Origin of the sequence: Yoonia sp. (genome assembly GCF_965660735.1) — a bacterium.
Lineage (GTDB): Bacteria > Pseudomonadota > Alphaproteobacteria > Rhodobacterales > Rhodobacteraceae > Yoonia.
In genome coordinates, this window is sequence record NZ_CBFIBD010000049.1 from 1 (window position 1) to 17,989 (window position 17,989).

General features: G+C 58.2%; 17 protein-coding genes and 1 pseudogene. 17 read left to right on the plus strand and 1 reads right to left on the minus strand.

The genetic code is table 11. From position 1 onward, the window contains the following. The 6 genes and pseudogenes from ACTG4B_RS13990 to ACTG4B_RS14015 all read left to right on the plus strand — a co-directional run. A pseudogene (locus tag ACTG4B_RS13990) lies at positions 1 to 705 on the plus strand (peptidase M50); the annotation flags it as partial. Further along, positions 698 to 2,719: a translocase gene (locus ACTG4B_RS13995; protein ID WP_439156321.1), complete on the plus strand. Its 2,022-nt coding sequence runs from the start codon at positions 698 to 700 to the stop codon at positions 2,717 to 2,719. The pseudogene ACTG4B_RS13990 and the gene ACTG4B_RS13995, both read left to right, overlap by 8 nt. 34 nt (positions 2,720 to 2,753) lie before the next feature. Then, a complete protein-coding gene (locus tag ACTG4B_RS14000) occupies positions 2,754 to 3,575 on the plus strand; it encodes an efflux RND transporter periplasmic adaptor subunit (RefSeq protein WP_439156322.1) in 822 nt (273 codons plus the stop codon). A 1-nt stretch (position 3,576) separates the two neighbouring features. After that, a complete protein-coding gene (locus ACTG4B_RS14005; RefSeq protein ID WP_439156323.1) occupies positions 3,577 to 4,308 on the plus strand; it encodes a hypothetical protein in 732 nt (243 codons plus the stop codon). After that, complete coding sequence (locus ACTG4B_RS14010) at positions 4,305 to 5,186, plus strand: hypothetical protein (protein WP_439156324.1); 882 nt, start codon at positions 4,305 to 4,307, stop codon at positions 5,184 to 5,186. The genes ACTG4B_RS14005 and ACTG4B_RS14010 overlap by 4 nt, the downstream gene beginning before the upstream one ends. After that, the gene (locus tag ACTG4B_RS14015) at positions 5,173 to 6,183 is read left to right on the plus strand and encodes a radical SAM protein (protein WP_439156325.1); all 1,011 of its coding nucleotides are present in this window, start codon (positions 5,173 to 5,175) and stop codon (positions 6,181 to 6,183) included. The genes ACTG4B_RS14010 and ACTG4B_RS14015 overlap by 14 nt, the downstream gene beginning before the upstream one ends. A gap of 107 nt (positions 6,184 to 6,290) precedes the next feature. Here ACTG4B_RS14015 and ACTG4B_RS14020 read toward each other — a convergent pair whose 3' ends face one another. Beyond that, positions 6,291 to 7,250, minus strand: a complete 960-nt coding sequence (locus tag ACTG4B_RS14020; RefSeq protein ID WP_439156326.1) for a LysR family transcriptional regulator — start codon at positions 7,248 to 7,250, stop codon at positions 6,291 to 6,293. Between the two features lie 143 nt (positions 7,251 to 7,393). Between ACTG4B_RS14020 and ACTG4B_RS14025 the strand changes: the two genes are divergently transcribed. From ACTG4B_RS14025 to ACTG4B_RS14075, 11 genes are all read left to right on the plus strand, one after another. Continuing rightward, positions 7,394 to 8,170 carry a transporter substrate-binding domain-containing protein gene (locus ACTG4B_RS14025; protein ID WP_439156327.1) on the plus strand — a complete coding sequence of 259 codons (777 nt, stop codon included), beginning with the start codon at positions 7,394 to 7,396 and terminating at the stop codon, positions 8,168 to 8,170. 222 nt (positions 8,171 to 8,392) lie between these two features. Beyond that, complete coding sequence (locus tag ACTG4B_RS14030; protein ID WP_439156328.1) at positions 8,393 to 9,040, plus strand: amino acid ABC transporter permease; 648 nt, start codon at positions 8,393 to 8,395, stop codon at positions 9,038 to 9,040. Between the two features lie 18 nt (positions 9,041 to 9,058). Next, the gene (locus ACTG4B_RS14035; protein ID WP_439156329.1) at positions 9,059 to 9,715 is read left to right on the plus strand and encodes an amino acid ABC transporter permease; all 657 of its coding nucleotides are present in this window, start codon (positions 9,059 to 9,061) and stop codon (positions 9,713 to 9,715) included. Positions 9,716 to 9,731: 16 nt separating this feature from the next. After that, positions 9,732 to 10,502, plus strand: a complete 771-nt coding sequence (locus tag ACTG4B_RS14040) for an amino acid ABC transporter ATP-binding protein (protein ID WP_439156330.1) — start codon at positions 9,732 to 9,734, stop codon at positions 10,500 to 10,502. Continuing rightward, positions 10,499 to 11,851, plus strand: a complete 1,353-nt coding sequence (locus ACTG4B_RS14045) for an aminotransferase family protein (protein ID WP_439156331.1) — start codon at positions 10,499 to 10,501, stop codon at positions 11,849 to 11,851. Before ACTG4B_RS14040 ends, ACTG4B_RS14045 begins: the two co-directional genes overlap by 4 nt. Further along, the gene (locus ACTG4B_RS14050) at positions 11,848 to 12,540 is read left to right on the plus strand and encodes a CoA transferase subunit A (RefSeq protein WP_439156332.1); all 693 of its coding nucleotides are present in this window, start codon (positions 11,848 to 11,850) and stop codon (positions 12,538 to 12,540) included. Before ACTG4B_RS14045 ends, ACTG4B_RS14050 begins: the two co-directional genes overlap by 4 nt. Beyond that, complete coding sequence (locus ACTG4B_RS14055; RefSeq protein WP_439156333.1) at positions 12,527 to 13,180, plus strand: 3-oxoacid CoA-transferase subunit B; 654 nt, start codon at positions 12,527 to 12,529, stop codon at positions 13,178 to 13,180. Before ACTG4B_RS14050 ends, ACTG4B_RS14055 begins: the two co-directional genes overlap by 14 nt. Positions 13,181 to 13,188: 8 nt before the next feature. Continuing rightward, the gene (locus tag ACTG4B_RS14060) at positions 13,189 to 14,481 is read left to right on the plus strand and encodes an ArgE/DapE family deacylase (RefSeq protein ID WP_439156334.1); all 1,293 of its coding nucleotides are present in this window, start codon (positions 13,189 to 13,191) and stop codon (positions 14,479 to 14,481) included. A 3-nt stretch (positions 14,482 to 14,484) separates the two neighbouring features. Continuing rightward, positions 14,485 to 15,660, plus strand: coding sequence for a thiolase family protein (locus ACTG4B_RS14065; RefSeq protein WP_439156335.1), 1,176 nt, complete (start codon positions 14,485 to 14,487; stop codon positions 15,658 to 15,660). Positions 15,661 to 15,670: 10 nt separating this feature from the next. After that, complete coding sequence (locus tag ACTG4B_RS14070) at positions 15,671 to 16,828, plus strand: amidohydrolase (RefSeq protein ID WP_439156336.1); 1,158 nt, start codon at positions 15,671 to 15,673, stop codon at positions 16,826 to 16,828. Beyond that, a complete protein-coding gene (locus tag ACTG4B_RS14075; protein WP_439156337.1) occupies positions 16,825 to 17,940 on the plus strand; it encodes an alanine racemase in 1,116 nt (371 codons plus the stop codon). Before ACTG4B_RS14070 ends, ACTG4B_RS14075 begins: the two co-directional genes overlap by 4 nt. The last annotated feature ends 49 nt before the right edge of the window (positions 17,941 to 17,989 follow it).

Consider the following 17,989-nt stretch of genomic DNA (forward strand, 5'->3'; position numbering starts at 1 on the left):
ACAGAGGTCTCTGGCGGGCAGCCGGTCGTGGAAATGATTGATCCCAATCTGGAAAATCAGCTTGCCATCCTTGAAAGCCGCTTGCGCGAGGCACAGCTGCGCCTGCGCGCGGTGCTTTTGGTCGATCAGGTTCAGTCGCAGCTGCTGCGCGACCGCGTTCTGCTGCTAGAGGATCAACTGGCCGGATTGCAGCGACGGCGGGATGATCTGATCGTGCGCGCGGCGGTGGACGGCAAGGCGGTCATTCCCTCCGCCGAGAATTTGACCGGCCAACTGATCAGGCAGGGCGAGGTATTGGGCTATGTCGTCGGGCGTGATGACATGCGCCTGCGTGTCGCCATTCCCCAGGCGCAGGCCGAAATCGTGCGCAACCGGACGATGGATGTCCAGATCATGTTTCAAGATGCGATCGGCACCTCGGTTCAGGGTTTGCTTGTGGCAGAAATTCCACAATCGCAGGACACGGTTCCTTCGCTTGCACTTTCGACGCAAGCGGGGGGGGATATCGTTCTGAACCCCGCTGGCCTGTCAGAGCTGTCAACACTGCAAAGTGTGTTTCAGTTCGAAGTCGCCACTGAAGCCCCGATGCCGGTCACAAAGGTAGGTGCACGTGCATTGGTCAAATTCGACCATGGCCGGGAACCGATCGGTTTTCGCTTTTACCGAAGCATTCGACAGTTGTTCCTGCGGCAATTCCGTGTCTGAATTTGTGTCGGATACACCCTTGCGTCGGGTCCGGCTGCCCCGGATCGTGGACTACGCAGAAGCGTCCGACCGCGAAGAGACGGAACTTGATCGCGCCTGGGCGTGGGTGCAGGGCGCCTTTGTTGCACAGGGCGCGCGGTGGCGGGCCCTGCGTTTGCGGCCGATCCTGTGGGCCGTGCGGTGGCACCAGCGCCGGTTCGCCCGCATGACGGATGCGCAATTACGCGACAGCGTTCGTGGGCTGCGTCTGCGTTTGCGACAAAATTTGCGGGATCAGGATCTGCCGACATGGGCCGCAGGCGAGGCTTTTGCGCTGATCCGCGAAGCCTCTGCGCGGGTTCTCAAGTTGCGCCACTATGATGTGCAAATTCTGGGGGCATGGGCCATGTTGCGCGGACAGGTCAGCGAGATGCGCACAGGCGAAGGCAAGACGCTGTGCGCGACGCTGGCTGTCGCGACGATCGCGCTGTCGGGCCGTCAGGTGCATGTGATGACGGTCAACGATTATCTGGCGGCGCGCGATTCCGAGGAAACCGGCCCGCTTTATGATTTTCTGGGTTTGACCCGTGCTACCGTTCTGGAAGGTCAGGACGGACCGAGCCGACAGATGGCCTATAAACAGGAAATCGTATATGGCACAAACAAGGAACTGGCCTTTGATTACCTGCGGGACCGCGCGATCCTGCGGCGTGCGCCCGGCAACTTGCGCCGCAAGGTCGATAAACTGATCCCCGGCGGCGGCCCGACAGAGCCTTTGCGCATGCAAGGGCTGCCTTTTGCGATCATCGACGAGGCTGACAGCGTGCTGATCGACGAGGCGCGGACACCGCTGATCATTTCGGGTGCCGGCGCACTGGAAGGTGGGATTCCGGACGCGGTATTCATCGCCGGGATGCAGGCCGCCAAAGGGATGATCGAAAACCGTCACTTCAAATTGCCGCGCGGGGTGAAACGGGTTGAAATTCTAGAGCCGGGTTATGATTACCTTGAGGATCTGACCGAAGGGCGGATGGACACTTTTTCAATCCCTGTGATCCGTGATCATGCCGTCCAGCAAGCCTTGAATGCGCTGCATCTGTTCCAGCTTGGCGATACCTACATCATCAAGGACGACAAGGTGCAGATCGTCGATGAAAACACGGGACGCACAATGCCCGACCGGACATGGTCGGACGGATTGCACCAGATGATCGAACTGAAAGAGGGTCTCGAAATATCACCGACCAACGAAACCTTATCGCGGATGACCTATCAGCGGTTTTTCCGCCGGTATCGCCGGATTGGTGGCATGACCGGAACGGCGCAGGATGCTGCATGGGAATTATGGACGGTTTATAAACTGGCCGTCGTAAAAATCCCGACGAACAAGCGTGATATCAGGCGGCGATCGCCCGACCGTGTGTTCCGCACGGCCAATGCCAAGTGGAAGGCGATCACAAGACGCGTGGCCAGATTGCATGCCGATGGCAAGCCGGTCCTGATTGGCACCCGGTCGATCCTTGCGTCGCAAGAGGTCAGCAAGTGGTTGACCGATGCAGGGCTGCCCCATCAGACACTATCGGCGGATCAAGATGCAGACGAGGCGGCGATCGTCGCGCAGGCAGGTCAGCGTGGTCAGATTACGGTGGCAACCAATATGGCGGGGCGCGGCACCGATATCAAACTCGGGCCGGGTGTGGCCGACAACGGCGGCTTGACCGTGATCCTGACGGAACGCCATGACAGCCGCCGCGTTGACCGCCAGCTCGAGGGACGGTGTGGGCGGCAGGGTGAACCGGGCAGGATCGAGGCCTACCTGAGCCTTGAGGACGATCTGATGCAGGGGCCGGACGCCGCCCGTGCCCGGCGGGTCGCTTATGTCGTGTCGTTTATCCTGGGCACGCGGGCAATTGGCAACTTTATCCGTGACCGCCAGCGCAAGACTGAATCCGCCCATTCCCAGATGCGCCGCGACCTGATGAACCAGGACCGAAATCTGGGGGACGTGATGGCGTTTTCCGGCCAGCTTGAATAAGATCAACCCAAGTCACCACCGACAGGAGCCACCCATGCGATTTGCGTCCATTTTAGCCAGTGCGTTCCTTGGCATCGCAGCAACGGGAGCCCATGCACAGGGGTTGGCCCAAGAGAATTTCGATTGCGTGATGGATCCCGCCGATATCATCGAGGTCGGCGCCCCCGTCGCGGGTTTGCTGCAGGATGTCATTGTGCGGCGCGGCACCGCCGTGACCACAGGGCAGACCATCGCACAGTTGGAAAGTTCGGTGGAACGCGCCACGATCGGGCTGTTGGAAACCCGCGCCGGGAATGATGTGGCGATCAAGGCCCAGACAGCCCGCCGTGATTTGATCAAGCTGCAACAGCAACGGATCGAAACACTTGTAGCGCGCAATGTCGCGTCAGCCGATCAGTTGCAGGAAGTCGAAGCAGAGCTGGTCACCGCAGAGGCGCTGTTGGCGCAGGCTGTCCTTGATAAAGAGATCGCCGGACAGGAGCTTGCCCGCGCGCAGCAACAGTTATCGCAACGCACAATCAAAAGCCCCATAGACGGTGTGGTTCTGACCAAGAACCTTTCTGCGGGGGAATTTGTGGCGCCCAATGGCACGATCGTATCCATCGTGCAGATGGACCCGCTGCTGATCGAAGCCTTTCTTCCGGTCGCGCTTTATCCCGAGATCACGAACGGTCTGGTTGCGACAGTGTCGCCTGCCGCCCCGATCACCGACAGTTATCAGGCCAAGGTCATTGCCTATGATCAGGTATTTGACGCGGCTTCGGGGACATTTGGTGTGGAACTGGAGCTGCCCAACCCCGGTGGGTTACTGCCTGCGGGACACCGCTGTATCTTGACATTTCCATCCGCAGGTTGACGTGACCGTTTCCCGTCTGCTTGCAGTCACGGCCGAACTGGGCGCGCCGCGGATCTTTGAACGATCCGTCAAGCTGAGCGCGGGGCGTGTGGCGGCAGACAGGGGTTTGATCAGCATGGACAAACGCGCGCTTTATCCCGGGCCGCGCGGCACGTTGGCAGAAACCTGCGCCGCACTGGGCTGCCCTGACAGCGGAGCACTTGATCCGTATCTGCGGCAGGCACAATCTGTCCATTTCGGCGCAGACGGTGATATCGGAAAATGCTATCTCGAATTTGCGCCGCCTCAGGCCCCTTTGCCCAATCTGGTGTTCCTTGCTTTGAAATGGCGTGGCAGCGATGTGCGCCTTAATCATTATACAAGCATTGCGGATCAACCCCATCGCGAAAAGCAAAGGCTGATTGATGCGCTGGTGCCCGATGGGCCGATCAGGGCTGCGACACATGCCTGTCTGCAACTTGCCCGCGATGGCGACCCCGATGAAGAGGCGGTCGTTCTGCACGTGACGGACTGCAGGTCGGCACGGGTTTCGGTCGATATCTCGGTTGCGGACGCAAAGGTCACGCTTGCGGTTGCCGCCCATATCCTCGGGCCGCTATTCAAGGCGTTCGAACTGGACCCAAGTGGGTTTCTTGATGCAAAGCCGAATGACCGATTGGGGCATGTGGCCGTTGGAAAGGACGGGGCAGGGGCCATGTTCGCCGCGATTTACCATGGGGCCAGACTGTTATGATCGACTGGGACGCAAAGGCACGTGCACAATTCAGCCGCCCCGGTGACGTAGCCCGGGATTTCTGTATCTGGCCCTATGATCGGCCCAGGGTGCCCAGCGATGATGCGCTGCGGACTTCTGCACTGTTATACAAGAGTTTTGACAGCGCGGGGCTTGGTCCGGAAATGGCTGTCCTGACGGATGCAATCCGAAATGCATGGGGCCGGTGCGCGACGGTCTGGGGGATGAAATGGTCGGCAGCAGGCCCGAGTTGGGAGTTCTATTTCTACGACTATGCCCGAGACGAGCGCGATCTGGGCATCACCGACTTTCTGCGCGTGACCCAATCGCAACTGGCCTGCGATCTTACGCCCGATGATACGCTGCCATATTTCATGTTTTCGGTCGAAATCGAACCAGGGCACCTGACGGGCGCACCGCTGGATCAGATCGACATCTACATGGGCAATCCCGGGTCCAATGTGTCTTCGGGGATTTGCTATGGGCTGTCCGAGAGCGGCTATGAAATGCGCAATTTCTACTTTTTCTTTGATGCCGTGCGCGAGGCCCGTCATATCCATGACAAGCTGACGGAATCGATCCATCTGCCGGCCGGTCGTATCAATCCACAAGATTTGTTGTGGCCACAGATGGAAGGGGCTGAAACCATCGTTGTCGCGAACAAGCAGCGCCGGGATGGTCTTTATTTTTCGCGTATTCGGGCCGCCCAACTGGCTTATTTTCTGGAAAAGCTGAATTTCCCAAAGGATTTGCAGGAATTCCTTGCCGAGAACCATGACGCATTGGACCATCATCTATACGATGTGGGCTGGGATTTCTCTTGCGATCGAGAAGGGCGTGTCACGCCAACGAAAGGAAGTTTTTATGGTCTCCTCTAGGCACGATCCGCGCGCGGCCTTGCAGGTTGTGCAAACACCCGGCACGCGGGTAGGGCTGACAACGCCGGTGGCACAGCTTGACCGTGTTCAGGGGCTAAGCCTGCGTGACCATGAAAAATATGTTTCCTTGACGATGGAGTTCCGCTGCAACCTGAAATGTGTGCATTGCATGATTGAAGGCACGATGGACCGCCTTGCGCCAACATCGGAAGATACATTCGAGCGTGTTTGCCGCGATCAGGCGGACACTGGGCGTTGGGAAGGTCTGGTGCTGACGGGGTCAGAAATCACGTTGCGACGTGACCTGCCCGAGATTGCGCGCAAGGCGAAAACTGCGGGGTTCAAACATATTCGGATCCAGACCCACGGAATGCATCTGGGGCGCACCGATTATGCCGATCGGTTGGTAGATGCGGGTATTGACGAATTCTTTGTTTCTGTCGCGGGTTCAGACGCAAAGAGCCATGATCGCATCACGCAAGTCAGCGGGGCCTGGGACAAGATGATGCAAGGCCTCTTGCATCTGGACAAGTATGACCATGTCAAACTGATCACCAACTCTGTCATCACGACGCAAAGCTACATGCTGTTGCCCGGGATGGTCGATGCGCTGGCGCATTTGAAACAACTGGTGCAAATGGAGTTCTGGAATTTCTTTCCGATGGCCGAATCCGATCCCAAGGATCTTGCGGCACGACATGCCGATATCCTGCCGTATCTGCGCGAGGCAATTGGCAAGTGCCGCAGTCGGGGGTGTTATGTCGAGGCCAAGAATTTCCCCGAATGTCTCTTGGGTGAACTGGGCGATGCTGTTGTCAATGCGCAACCCATGCTGGTGATAGACCCGGAATTCTGGACCGAATTTGATCGCAACGGTTTTTATCAATGCCCGCATCAGACCGAATGTGGTTCTACCGAATGCCTGGGCTTGACCACCGCCTACATCAACAAGTTCGGCGATGAGGCCGCACTGCTACGCCCTTTGCCAAAGCCCTGATCGCCCATGTTCGGGGTGCCTGCCCAAGACGGGAAAGCCCCACCTTTGATAAGTGTGCGCAAGCGACCGCACCCTGCTGCATTGACACGCTTTGTCTGTAAAAGCACCTAGTTCCCATAGGTCCGTTCCGAGATTTCGAATCTCGACATCTCTGTTTCGATCATCGAAAGAAAGATGATCTCGGCCTCGGAATATCGGCGGGCGGGATTGCTGACAAGATAGATGCTGACTTGCGGCAGGTCCCCGTAAGGCGGAAGCTGACGCAGACGTCCCGCAGCAACGTCCTGCTGGGCCACGTGAAGCGGCAAGGCGCCAATCCCCACATTCGCCATGATCAGGCGGCGGATTTCGTTCAAACTAGAGGACACCCCACGCCAGTTGCGCGACAGATTCAATCGCGACCGCAAGATGGAAATGGCCTCAAGTGGCCCACCTTCAGCCTCGGTTTGAAAGGCGACGAATGGTTCGCCTTCAAGGTCTTCCTCGGAGATGGTGCCGGCACCGAACAGGCGGTGACGCTCGCCGCAGAAAAGGCCAAAATATTCTTTGTAAAGCACCATGGTCTTGAGCTTCTTTGGGGTCCGCGACAGCAAGCAGATCCCGAAACTTGACCGGTTCAAGGTGACCATCTTTTCGACCTCGTCACTTTCGTTCACCGTAAACGAATAGGTCACATTCGGGAATGCATTGGAAAACCGATTGAGAAAATCATCAAAGTGCTCAGACACCACAGAACTGGTTATCGCGATTGATAAATGTCCGCTCAGATCCGTATTGTTCTCATTCAGAATGGTCGGAAGTTGGGACACGGTTCCGAAGATCGTGGCGCATTCTGCATAAAGAACCTGACCCGCGCGGGTGACTGTGAATTCATTCGGTTTGCGGATGACGAGTGTCTTGCCAACGGCCTGCTCCAATCGTTTGAGGGCCGAAGAAATTGTCGGCTGTTTCAAGCCGAGGAAGGTTGCCGCCTTCGATATGCCGCGCTGCTCCACGACCACCATGAAAGTGCGAAGCAGGTTCCAGTCAAGGTTCCAGGGAAAACGGCTGCGATGTGGTAGGCTCATTGATAAAAACTATAATGATGATGTTGAATATCTATTTGACCAATATCAGATGTCATGCAAGGTTTTTTTCAGAGCGGGCGAAATCCGCCGATTTTACGTGGGCGAAATATCTGCCCCGCATTACAACCAACATGGAGACGAAAATGACATCACGCCGTATAATTCTGAAATCGGCCGTCGTTGCAGCGGGCCTTGCTGTCGCCGGACTGAACGCTGCCGCTGCCGATGAACTTGAAGACCTCAAAGAAGCGGGCGTCATCCGCATTGCGATGTCGGGGGCCTATCCACCGTTCAACTTCGTCAATGATCAGAACGAAGTTGTCGGTTTTGACCCGGCCATCGGATCAGAGATTGCCCGCCGCATGGGCCTGGAGGCAGAGATTGTCACCACCGCTTGGGATGGGATTATCGGCGGTCTGCTCGCCAATAAATTCGATGCGATCGTTGGTTCCATGACCATTACGGCCGAACGTGACGAAGTCGTCGACTTTGTCGGGCCGTACTATGCGGACAAGCGCGCCATTTTCACCAAACCCGGTTCTGGCATCACCAGCCTGGAAGACCTTGAAGGCAAGCGCGTGGGTCTGACCCTGGGCGAGACACATGAGGATTGGGCGCGCGAGAGAGGTTACGACATCAACACCTACAAGGGTCTGCCCGAACTGCTGCTTGAACTGGAAAACGGGCGTGTTGATGCCATCGTGAACGATTCCATCGCTGCGATTCTTGCGATGGGTGCAAAGGATCAGGAATTCGAGATGTTTGCCGATCCAACCACCGAGCCTTTTGGCGCGGGCATTGCAATTCGCGAGGGTAATCCCGAACTGGCCGCAGAAATGCAGGCGGCGCTGGATTCCATGATGGAAGACGGCACCTACCTGCAGATCGCCGAAGAATGGATCGGCGCGGATATCCGTTGATACCTGAACGCCTTCCGCCACTTTTTGTGGCGGAAGGCTCGCCCGACGTTTATCGACCTGTGCAGTCACCTGAAAATGGACATAGCCCACCGATCTGCACGGGCCATGCTGGCGCGCACGATGGACCGGGGACAACAGCCTGCCGGTGATGAGGCTGCGAATTTTTTTACCGAAACGGCGTGATGTGCCCGTTTCCGCGCGATCAGCAAAAAGGAGCGTGACATGGACATTGACCTGATGCTCAAGGTCTATCCGTTCTTTCTCGAGGCAGCCTGGGTGACGATCCTGCTGTCGGTTCTGACGGCGCTGCTTGGGCTGACCTGCGGTGCGCTTGGGGCGGCGGCGCGTTTGTCGCGGTTTGCATTGCTGCGCTTTGCGGGGGCAGCCTATGTCAGCTTGTTTCGCGGCACCCCGGCGCTGATCCAGTTATTCATCCTATATTTCGGTGGACCACAGATAGGCATCCAGCTTGATGCCTTCGAGGCGGGTGTCATCGGTCTGGGGATTAATGCCGGGGCCTATATGACGGAAACAATCCGTGGTGCGATCATCTCGATCGACAAGGGCCAGCGTGAAGCAGCCCGTACACTGGGCCTCAGCCAGTGGCAGGCGATGTACAACATCACTCTGCCGCAGGCTGCCCGGCTGATGGTGCGGCCACTTGGCGTGAACCTGAACATGCTGATCAAGGCGACTGCTTTGGTGGCTGCGATCTCGGTCATTGAACTGACCTATACGGCGCAACGCTATATCGGCTCGACCTATAAGCCGTTCGAAATGTTCCTGCTCGCGGGGATTCTTTACATGATCATCATCTATGTGACCGGTCGGGGCGTTGCCTGGCTGGATCGCAAGGTGCAGATCACCTGATCGGGAAGGACAGACACAATGGGCCTCGATTTTTCGGTTGTTCCCCAATACCTTGATATCCTTTTGCTGGGCTGTGCATGGACGATAGGCATCACGTTCGCAGCGGCGGTTCTCAGCTTTTTCGGCGGTATCGTGTTCGCGGTGGCGGCGCTTTACGGGCCATGGATCATCCGCCAGCCGTTTCGGCTGATCGCATGGGTGTTCATGGGCACACCGCTGCTCTTGCAGCTGTTCCTGATCTATTTCGGGTTGGTGCAGATCGGAATCGATCTTCCGGCGTTTGTCGCCGGGATCATCGGGTTGGGGCTGCATTTCGCGGTCTATAACTCTGAACTGATCCAGACGGCGATCCTTTCGGTGGACAAGGGCCAGATGGAGGCCGCACGGACCGTCGGCCTGTCGCGTGGTCAGGCGCTGCGCAAGGTGGTGATCCCGCAGGCGGTGCGTGCCGTGATCCCGCCGATTGGCAACAACATGATCGCGCTTCTCAAGGACAGTGCTTTGGTATCGGTCATCGGCGTGAGCGAACTGACGCTTTCGGCACAGCGGGTGATCGGCAGAACCTATCGCCCATTCGAATTCTACCTGATGGCCGCCGCTTTCTATTACGTCATCAATCTTGGCATGGAATGGGTCGTGCGCAAAATAGAGCGCCGCATCTCAATCTCGCGCTGATCTTAAGGGGCCAAATATGACCGATCAGAAAAACTTTGTTGAAATTTGTCACGCGCAGAAATCCTATGGATCACTCGAGGTTCTCAAGGATATCAGTCTGACCGTAGAGCGCGGGCAGATTGTAGCGATCATTGGTCCTTCGGGATCCGGGAAATCAACGCTGCTGCGCGCGATCAACGATCTTGACCCCTTGACGGGGGGCGAGGTTTTTCTGGACGGGGTGCAGGTGAACAAGACCCTGCCGCACCGCCAATATGAAAAGCATATCAACGAGATGCGCCAGCAGATCGGGATGGTGTTCCAGCACTTCAACCTGTTCCCGCATATGACCGCCCGTGAAAATGTCACCATGGCACCGAAGCTGCTCAAGGGGTTGTCCAAGGAAGAGGCCGATGCACTGGCCGAGGAGCAGCTGGAGAAGGTCGGCATGCTCGACCGGATCGACTATTATCCTTCACGGCTTTCCGGCGGCCAGAAACAGCGCGTGGCGATTGCCCGGGCATTGGCGATGAAGCCCAAGCTGATGCTGTTCGACGAGGCGACATCGGCATTGGATCCTGAACTTGTGGACGAGGTCAACATGGTCATGAAAAAGCTGGCCGAAGAGCACATGACCATGATCATCGTCACCCATGAAATGGACTTTGCCGCGTCAGTCTGTGACCGGGTCTTGTTTATGGATCAGGGCGTCGTTGTCGAGGAAGGTCCGCCCGAAGTGGTGTTCAAGAACCCGACCAAGGACCGGACCAAGGAATTTCTACGTAAACATCTGGCAGGTGCCAAGTGACAGACCAATCTTCCGCTCTGTTCTATCAGTCCCGCAATCCGCGCCCGTTCCTTGACCGAGGAGAGGGCATCTACCTGTTCGACGAAAGTGGCAAACGCTACATTGACGGCTCTTCCGGGGCGATGGTGTCGAATATCGGGCATTCCAATCCGCGTGTTCTGGCCAAGATCAAGGCCCAGATGGACAAGGCCACATTTGGCTACCGCCTGCATTTTCGCACCCATCCCTCCGAAGATCTGGCCGCCAAGACTGTGGCGATGACACCCGAAGGGCTGGACCGTGTGTTCTTTGTCTCGGGCGGGTCCGAGGCGGTGGAAAGTGCCATAAAGCTCGCACGGCAATATGCCCTGACACAGGGGCAAACTTCACGTTACAAGGTGATTTCCCGCTTTCCATCATATCATGGCTGCACGCTGGGCGCGCTGGACCTGACCGGTTATGCCCCGTTGCGCGAACCTTTTGCCCCGATGATGCAAGGGATGCCCAAGATTGCCGCACCCGCGACCTATCTGGATCGGGACAACCTGACCGAGCAAGAGCGCGGGCTGAAATATGCGGAACTCTTGCGCGACAAGATCGAGGAGTTGGGGCCGGATACCGTTTTGGCCTTCCTGATGGAGCCTGTCGGTGGCGCCTCGACCGGGGCGTTGGTGGCGCCCGATAGTTACTATGGCCGCGTGCGCGAGATTTGCGACGAATACGGCGTGCTGTTGATCTACGACGAAGTCATGACAGGCGCGGGGCGCACGGGCAAATTTCTTGCCGCGGAGCACTGGGGCATTACCCCCGATATCGTGGCCATGTCCAAGGGCTTTGGTGCGGGTTACGCGCCTTTGGGTGCCATCGTTGCCAGCGCGCGCCTGGTAGAGCCTGTCCTGGATGCGGGCGGGTTCCTGCATGGCTTTACCTATGCGGGCAATCCGCTGGCCTGTTCGGCCGGACTGGCCGTGCTTGAAGAAATGGAAGATCAGGGACTGATCGAGAATGCCGCGCGCATGGGCGAGGTGCTGATGGGCGAATTGCGCGCATTGATGGACCGGTATCCCTTTATTGGTGATGTCCGTGGCAAGGGGTTGCTGACCGCGTTTGAATTTGTCGCCGACCGCGCCACAATGGAGCCGCTGGACCCCAAGCTGAACGCCTATGACCGGCTTGTCGAACTGGCGTATGCGCGCGGTTTGATCATCTATTCGCGCCGCACGCGGGGTGGGAAGGCAGGTGACCATTTCCTTGTTGCGCCACCGCTGATCATCACCGAAATGCAGATCAAAGAGTTGATGGTGATCCTGCGGGATGCCCTGGATGCCTTTGCTGACGAAGTAGGATTGCCGGTGGAGCCTGCGCTATGAAGCTTCCTGACAAGCGATGCGCCATTGCGGATGCGGTTGGCGAAATCAAGGATGGCGATACCGTCATGATTGGTGGGTTCGGGGTGCCGGGCACGCCGATGACGCTGATTCATGCTCTGGTGGACCATGGTGCACGAAACCTGACCCTGATCAAGAACGACGCAAACGAACCCGGTATGGGGATCGATCATCTGCTGCAAAGCGGGCAGGTTGCGCGCCTGATTACCACGCATCTTGGTTTGAACGGCAATGCAATTGCCTTGATGAATACCGGCAAGCTGGAGGTAGAGTTCAATGCGCAGGGTATCCTTGCCGAGCGCATCAGGGCCGGTGGCGCCGGGATCGGTGCAATTCTCAGCGATATTGGGATCGGAACGGAACTGGCCGAGGGTAAACAGGTCGTTGAAATGGAAGGCAAAGACTTCGTGGTCGAGCCGGCCTTGCGTGCCGATGTGGCCCTGATCCATGCTGGTCGCGCCGACAGTTTCGGCAATCTGGCCTATGTTGCGACGGCGCGCAATTTTAATCCGCTGATGGCAATGGCCGCCGATTGCGTCATTGCCGAAGCCGAGCAGATTGTGCCCCTTGGCCAGTTGCGTGCGGATGATGTCCACACGCCCGGTGTGTTTGTCGATCACGTCGCCGAGCTGAGGGAACTGTCAAAGGAATACGCCGTTGTCCAACGTTAGGGATCGTATGGTGGCCCGCGCTGCGCGCGAAATCGCGCCGGGCATGGTTGTCAATCTTGGGATTGGCTTGCCGACCAGGGTGATCAACCATTTACCCGCAGATTTTCCGGTATGTCTGCATACCGAGAACGGCCTGACGGGGATCGGCCCGTCTCTGTCACCCGACCGGGCGGACCGGAACCTGATCGACGCGGGCGGGGCCTATGTGTCAACGGTTCCCGGATCCGCCTTTTTCGACAGTGCCACCAGCTTTGCCATTGTCCGGTCCGGCCGGCTTGACCTGACCATGCTTGGCGCGTTTGAAGTCAGCGCTGCAGGTGATCTGGCCAATTGGAAAATTCCGGGAAAGTTCAGCCCCGGCGTTGGTGGCGGGATCGAGCTTGCGCAAAAGGCGCGGCGGGTCGTTGTTCTGACCACCCACACGGACCGTGCGGGAAACCCCAAGCTGAAACAGGAATGTTCCCTGCCGCTGACAGCGCGCGCTTGCGTATCGCGGATATTTACCGACATGGCCGTGATTGATGTAACGGCAGATGGTTTTGTCCTTGTTGAAATTGCGGACGGGGTCAGCGTTGCTGACGTTGCCGCAGCAACCGGCGCGCCCTTGGTTGTGCCTGATATGCCCCTGCCTAGATTCTGAGAATTCTGATGTATGAAGACCTGAAAAACCGCCTGTGTGATGCTGTCGATCAGACGTTTGACCGGCAGATCGCGTTTCTGTCCGCGCTGACATCGCACCCCTCGACCCGTGGAAACGAGCAATCGGCACAGGGGTTCATGGCTGATGAGCTGGTGGCGCGGGGATTTGAGATCGACCGCTGGCAGATAGATATTGCCGAAATCCAGCATCTACCCGGTTTTTCCCCAGTGCTGGGCCCTTATGATGATGCGGTGAATGTCGTTGGCATCCATCGGTCCCAAACACAAAATGGTCGATCGCTGATCCTGAACGGACATATCGACGTCGTGCCTGCGGGGCCGCTGGACATGTGGGACAGCCCACCCTTTGAACCACGCGTCGCGGACGGTTGGCTTTATGGGCGCGGCGGCGGGGACATGAAGGCCGGTCTGGCATCCAATCTCTTTGCACTTGATGCGCTGGCCAGCTGCGGGCTTGCGCCGGATGGCGACGTCTATTTCCAATCCGTGGTCGAGGAAGAATGCACCGGCAACGGCGCGCTGGCCTGTCTGGCGCGCGGCTACACCGCCGACGCCGCGCTGATCCCAGAGCCGTTCTCGGAACACCTGGTCACTGCCCAGCTGGGTGTCATCTGGTTTCAGGTTCACCTCAAGGGGCTGCCGACCCACGTCGCCTATGCCGGGACCGGGGCAAATGCGATCGAGGCGGCGTTTCCGCTGATTCAAGCTTTGCATCAGATGGAAGATCGCTGGAACGCGTCGGAAAACCGGCCCGGGGAATACGCCCATATGGACCACGCGCTGAACCTCAATATCGGCAAGATTGCAGGGGGTGACTGGACAAGTTCCGTCCCTGCCTGGGCTGTATTCGACGTCCGTATGGCGATCTTTCCGGGCCAGTCGATCGATGCGGCCAAGGCCGAAATCGAACAGGTCATCACCAATGCGGCGCGCGATAACGCGTTCCTGCGCAATTCACTGCCCGAAATCGTCTATCACGGATTTCACGCAGAAGGATACGCGCTGTCCCGCGACAGTTCCGCGAACGCGGCCTCGGCCATTACTGCACTGGACAAGGCACACCACAGCGTCAGCGGAACGGCCTTGCAGCGCGAGGCGATCACGGCGACCACCGATGCACGCTTTTTCGGGCTTTATGCGGACATACCGGCACTGGTCTATGGCCCGCGCGCCGAGGCGATTCATGGTTTCAACGAACGTGTCGATTTGGAAAGCATGCGTCGCATTACCAAGGCAACCGCACTGTTCATCGCCGATTGGTGCGGCACAGAAGAGGTATAAGACATGCGCGATGCTGTCATCGTTTCAACCGCCCGCACACCGATCGGCAAAGCCTATCGCGGGGCGTTCAACAATCTTGAGGTGCCCAGCCTTGCCGCACATGCGGTCAAGGCGGCGCTGGTGCGTGCGGGCCTGACCGGCAGCGAGGTGGAAGAGGCGGTGTTCGGGTCGGCCCTGACCCAAGGGTCCGCGGGTATCAACGTAGCCCGGCATATCGTTCAGGCTGCGGGCCTGCCCGACAGTGTGGCTGGCGCGACAGTCGACCGGCAATGTGCGTCGGGTCTTAACGCGATTGCCATCGCATCGCATATGGTGCGCTGTGAAGGTGTAGACGTGACGCTTGCCGGCGGGGTCGACAGCATTTCGCTGGTGCAGAACGCGCATTGGAACAGCTACCGCTACCATGATCCATCTGTGCGCGACGAATATTACCTTGGCATGCTCGACACGGCCGAGGTGGTCGCGCAGCGATATGGCGTCACCCGCGCGGCCCAAGATGCCTATGCGCTGCAAAGTCAGATGCGCACGGCCAAGGCGCAGGACGCGGGGCTGTTCGCGGATGAAATCGTGCCGGTCGATGCAGTGAAACTTGTCACAGACAAGGCCACCGGCGAAACCTTTGAGGAGGCGGTGCGCCTTGAACGGGACGAGTGCAACCGCCCCGGCACAACCGCCGAGGCCCTTTCAGGCCTCGCGGCCGTGAAAGGCGAAGGCATGACCGTCACGGCAGGCAATGCCAGCCAGCTGTCGGACGGGGCCGCAGCCCTGGTCATCATGGAAGCGTCAGAGGCGGAGCGTCGCGGCCTTGCACCGCTTGGCGCGTTGCGTGGCTTTGCCGTGGCCGGGGTCGCACCCGAAGAAATGGGCATTGGCCCCGTGGTGGCCATACCACGTCTTCTTGCGCGTGCGGGGCTGACCGTGGAGGATATCGACCTTTGGGAAATCAACGAGGCCTTCGCGGCGCAACTTCTTTATTGCCGCGATACGCTGTCCATCCCTGATGAGCGTCTGAACGTGAACGGCGGCGCCATTTCCATCGGGCACCCTTATGGCATGTCCGGTGCGCGTATGGCGGGGCATATCCTGCTGGAAGGACACCGCCGTGGCGCGAAATGGGGCGTCGTTTCCATGTGTGTTGGTGGCGGGCAGGGTGCGGCCGGGCTGCTGGAAATATTCTGAAGGTATGACCATGCAACCCCTTACCCCCAGCCAACTTACGCAATTGACCGCGCTGCGTCATGATCTGCACCGCAATCCTGAGGTCTCTGGCGCAGAGATTGCAACAGCCCGGCGTATCACCACCGAGCTGGAGGCGCTTGGCGCAGACCGCATCTGGCAAGGTCTGGGCGGGCAGGGCGTTGCGGCGGAATTCAAGGGGGCTGCCGCCGGTCCAACAGTCTTGCTGCGGTGTGAACTTGACGGGCTGCCAATCCGCGAGCTGTCCGACCTGCCGTATAAATCCCTGATTGAGGGCAAGGGCCATCTTTGCGGCCACGATGGCCATATGGTGTCCATGCTTGGCGTCGGGATGTGGCTGAAGATGCGACCTGCCTCAGGCCGTGTGATCTTGTTGTTCCAACCCGCCGAAGAAACCGGCGCCGGGGCAAGGGCGGTTGTCGAAGATGACAGATGGCGCGAAATTCGTCCTGACTATGCCTTTGCCTATCATAATGTGCCTGGTCGGCCCTTGGGGGAAATCGGTCTGCGGTCCGGACCCGGCAATTGCGCGTCGCGTGGCATGCAGATCCTGTTCGAGGGAAAGAGTTCTCACGCTGCGGCACCCGAAGACGGGCTGTCGCCCGCGCATGCGATGGCCACGCTGATGACGTCTCTGCCGGGCTTGGGTGGCGGAACGATTGGAGAGGATACCTTTGCGCTATCAACGCTGACCCACGCCCATTTGGGCGAGCCCACATTTGGTATCGCGCCGGCAGAAGGTGAGCTGCGGCTGACCCTGCGCACCATGTCGAATGCGCGCATGGAATCTTTGATCACCGATGCGCTGGCCGAGGTGGAGCGCAGCAAGGGCGCGTTGAAACTGGGCGTGCTGTGGCACGACATATTCCCGTCCGTGGTGAACGATGTTGATGCAACGGCCATCGCACGGGATGTCGCACAAAAACTGGGGCATTCAATCAACGAAATGGCGTTGCCGATGCGCTGGTCCGAGGATTTCGGGCGGATCGGAGATGACGGGGCAAAGGCGACAATGCTTTACATCGGGTCCGGTGAAAACCAGCCCCAGCTGCATAATCCCGACTATGATTTCCCTGATGCTTTGCTGCCTGTCGTCGTCGACCAATTCTGTGGAATCGTCGAAAGCCTGTTGGGACCGCGCGGATCATGACCTCTCATAGTTTCCCCGGTTCCTGGTGCGAAATTCATCTAGACCGGATTTCGCGGAACCTGGAGTTGACGCTGGGACTCGTGCCAGCAGGGCGCAAACTTTGCGCGGTCCTCAAGGCCGATGCCTATGGTCATGGAATTTCACATGTTGTGCCACTGGTGCAGGCACAGGGTGTTACCTGTATTGGCATTACATCGAATGCCGAGGCCTTTGCCGTGCGCAATGCGGGTTTTGAAGGCACCTTGATGCGCCTGCGCGCTGCGACACCCGACGAAATAGATCATGCGTTGGAAGCACGGGTAGAGGAACAGGTTAGCTCTCTTGCAATCGCCGAAAAATTGAAAGCCCTCAAAGTCGCGGGTCACTGGGTGCGCGCACATCTGGCGTTGAATGCCCTGGGCATGTCCCGCGACGGATTAGAGATTTCGACAGAAAATGGCCGGTCAATCTGCAAGTCGATCCTGGATTTGCTGGCTGGGGATATCGTGGGTATCTGCACCCATTTCCCATGCAATTCCGCTGAAAACCTGCGTTCCAGCGGGAAACTGTTTCAGGAACAGGTTTCCTGGATTATCGCGAACAGCCCATTGGAACGGTCAGAGATTCTGGTTCACGCTGGCAGTTCATTGACGCTCGTTTCCGATGAACCTGTGGAAACCGACATGTACCGATGTGGTGCGATACTCTACGGGATATTGAAGCCGGAACTGGGGTTTCAGACCACGATGGATATAAAGGCGCGGGTGGTCAGCATTGGGGAATACCCAAAGGGCGCATCTGTCGGCTATGACCGGGCGTGCCGGCTGGGCTCCGACCGCAAGCTGGCTTGCCTGTCCATTGGCTATGCGAATGGCTTGCGGCGGGATATCAGCGCCGATGCTGCCGTCGTGTTAGGTAACTGCCTCGCCCCGATCCTGGGCAAAATCTCGATGAATACGTTGGTTGTTGACGTGACTGATGTTGACGATGTCCATGCCGGGGACGAGGCCCTTGTTTTCGGAGGGATCGAAGCAAGCAAAACATCCCTTGCCGCCACCGAACAGCAATTTCGAACAATCATGGCAGATCTGTATGCGGACTGGGGAATGCGGAACGAGCGTGTTTTCCGCTGATCGGCACCTCGCTCGGTTGATTTCTAAAAGGCGTAGGTCTGCATATTTA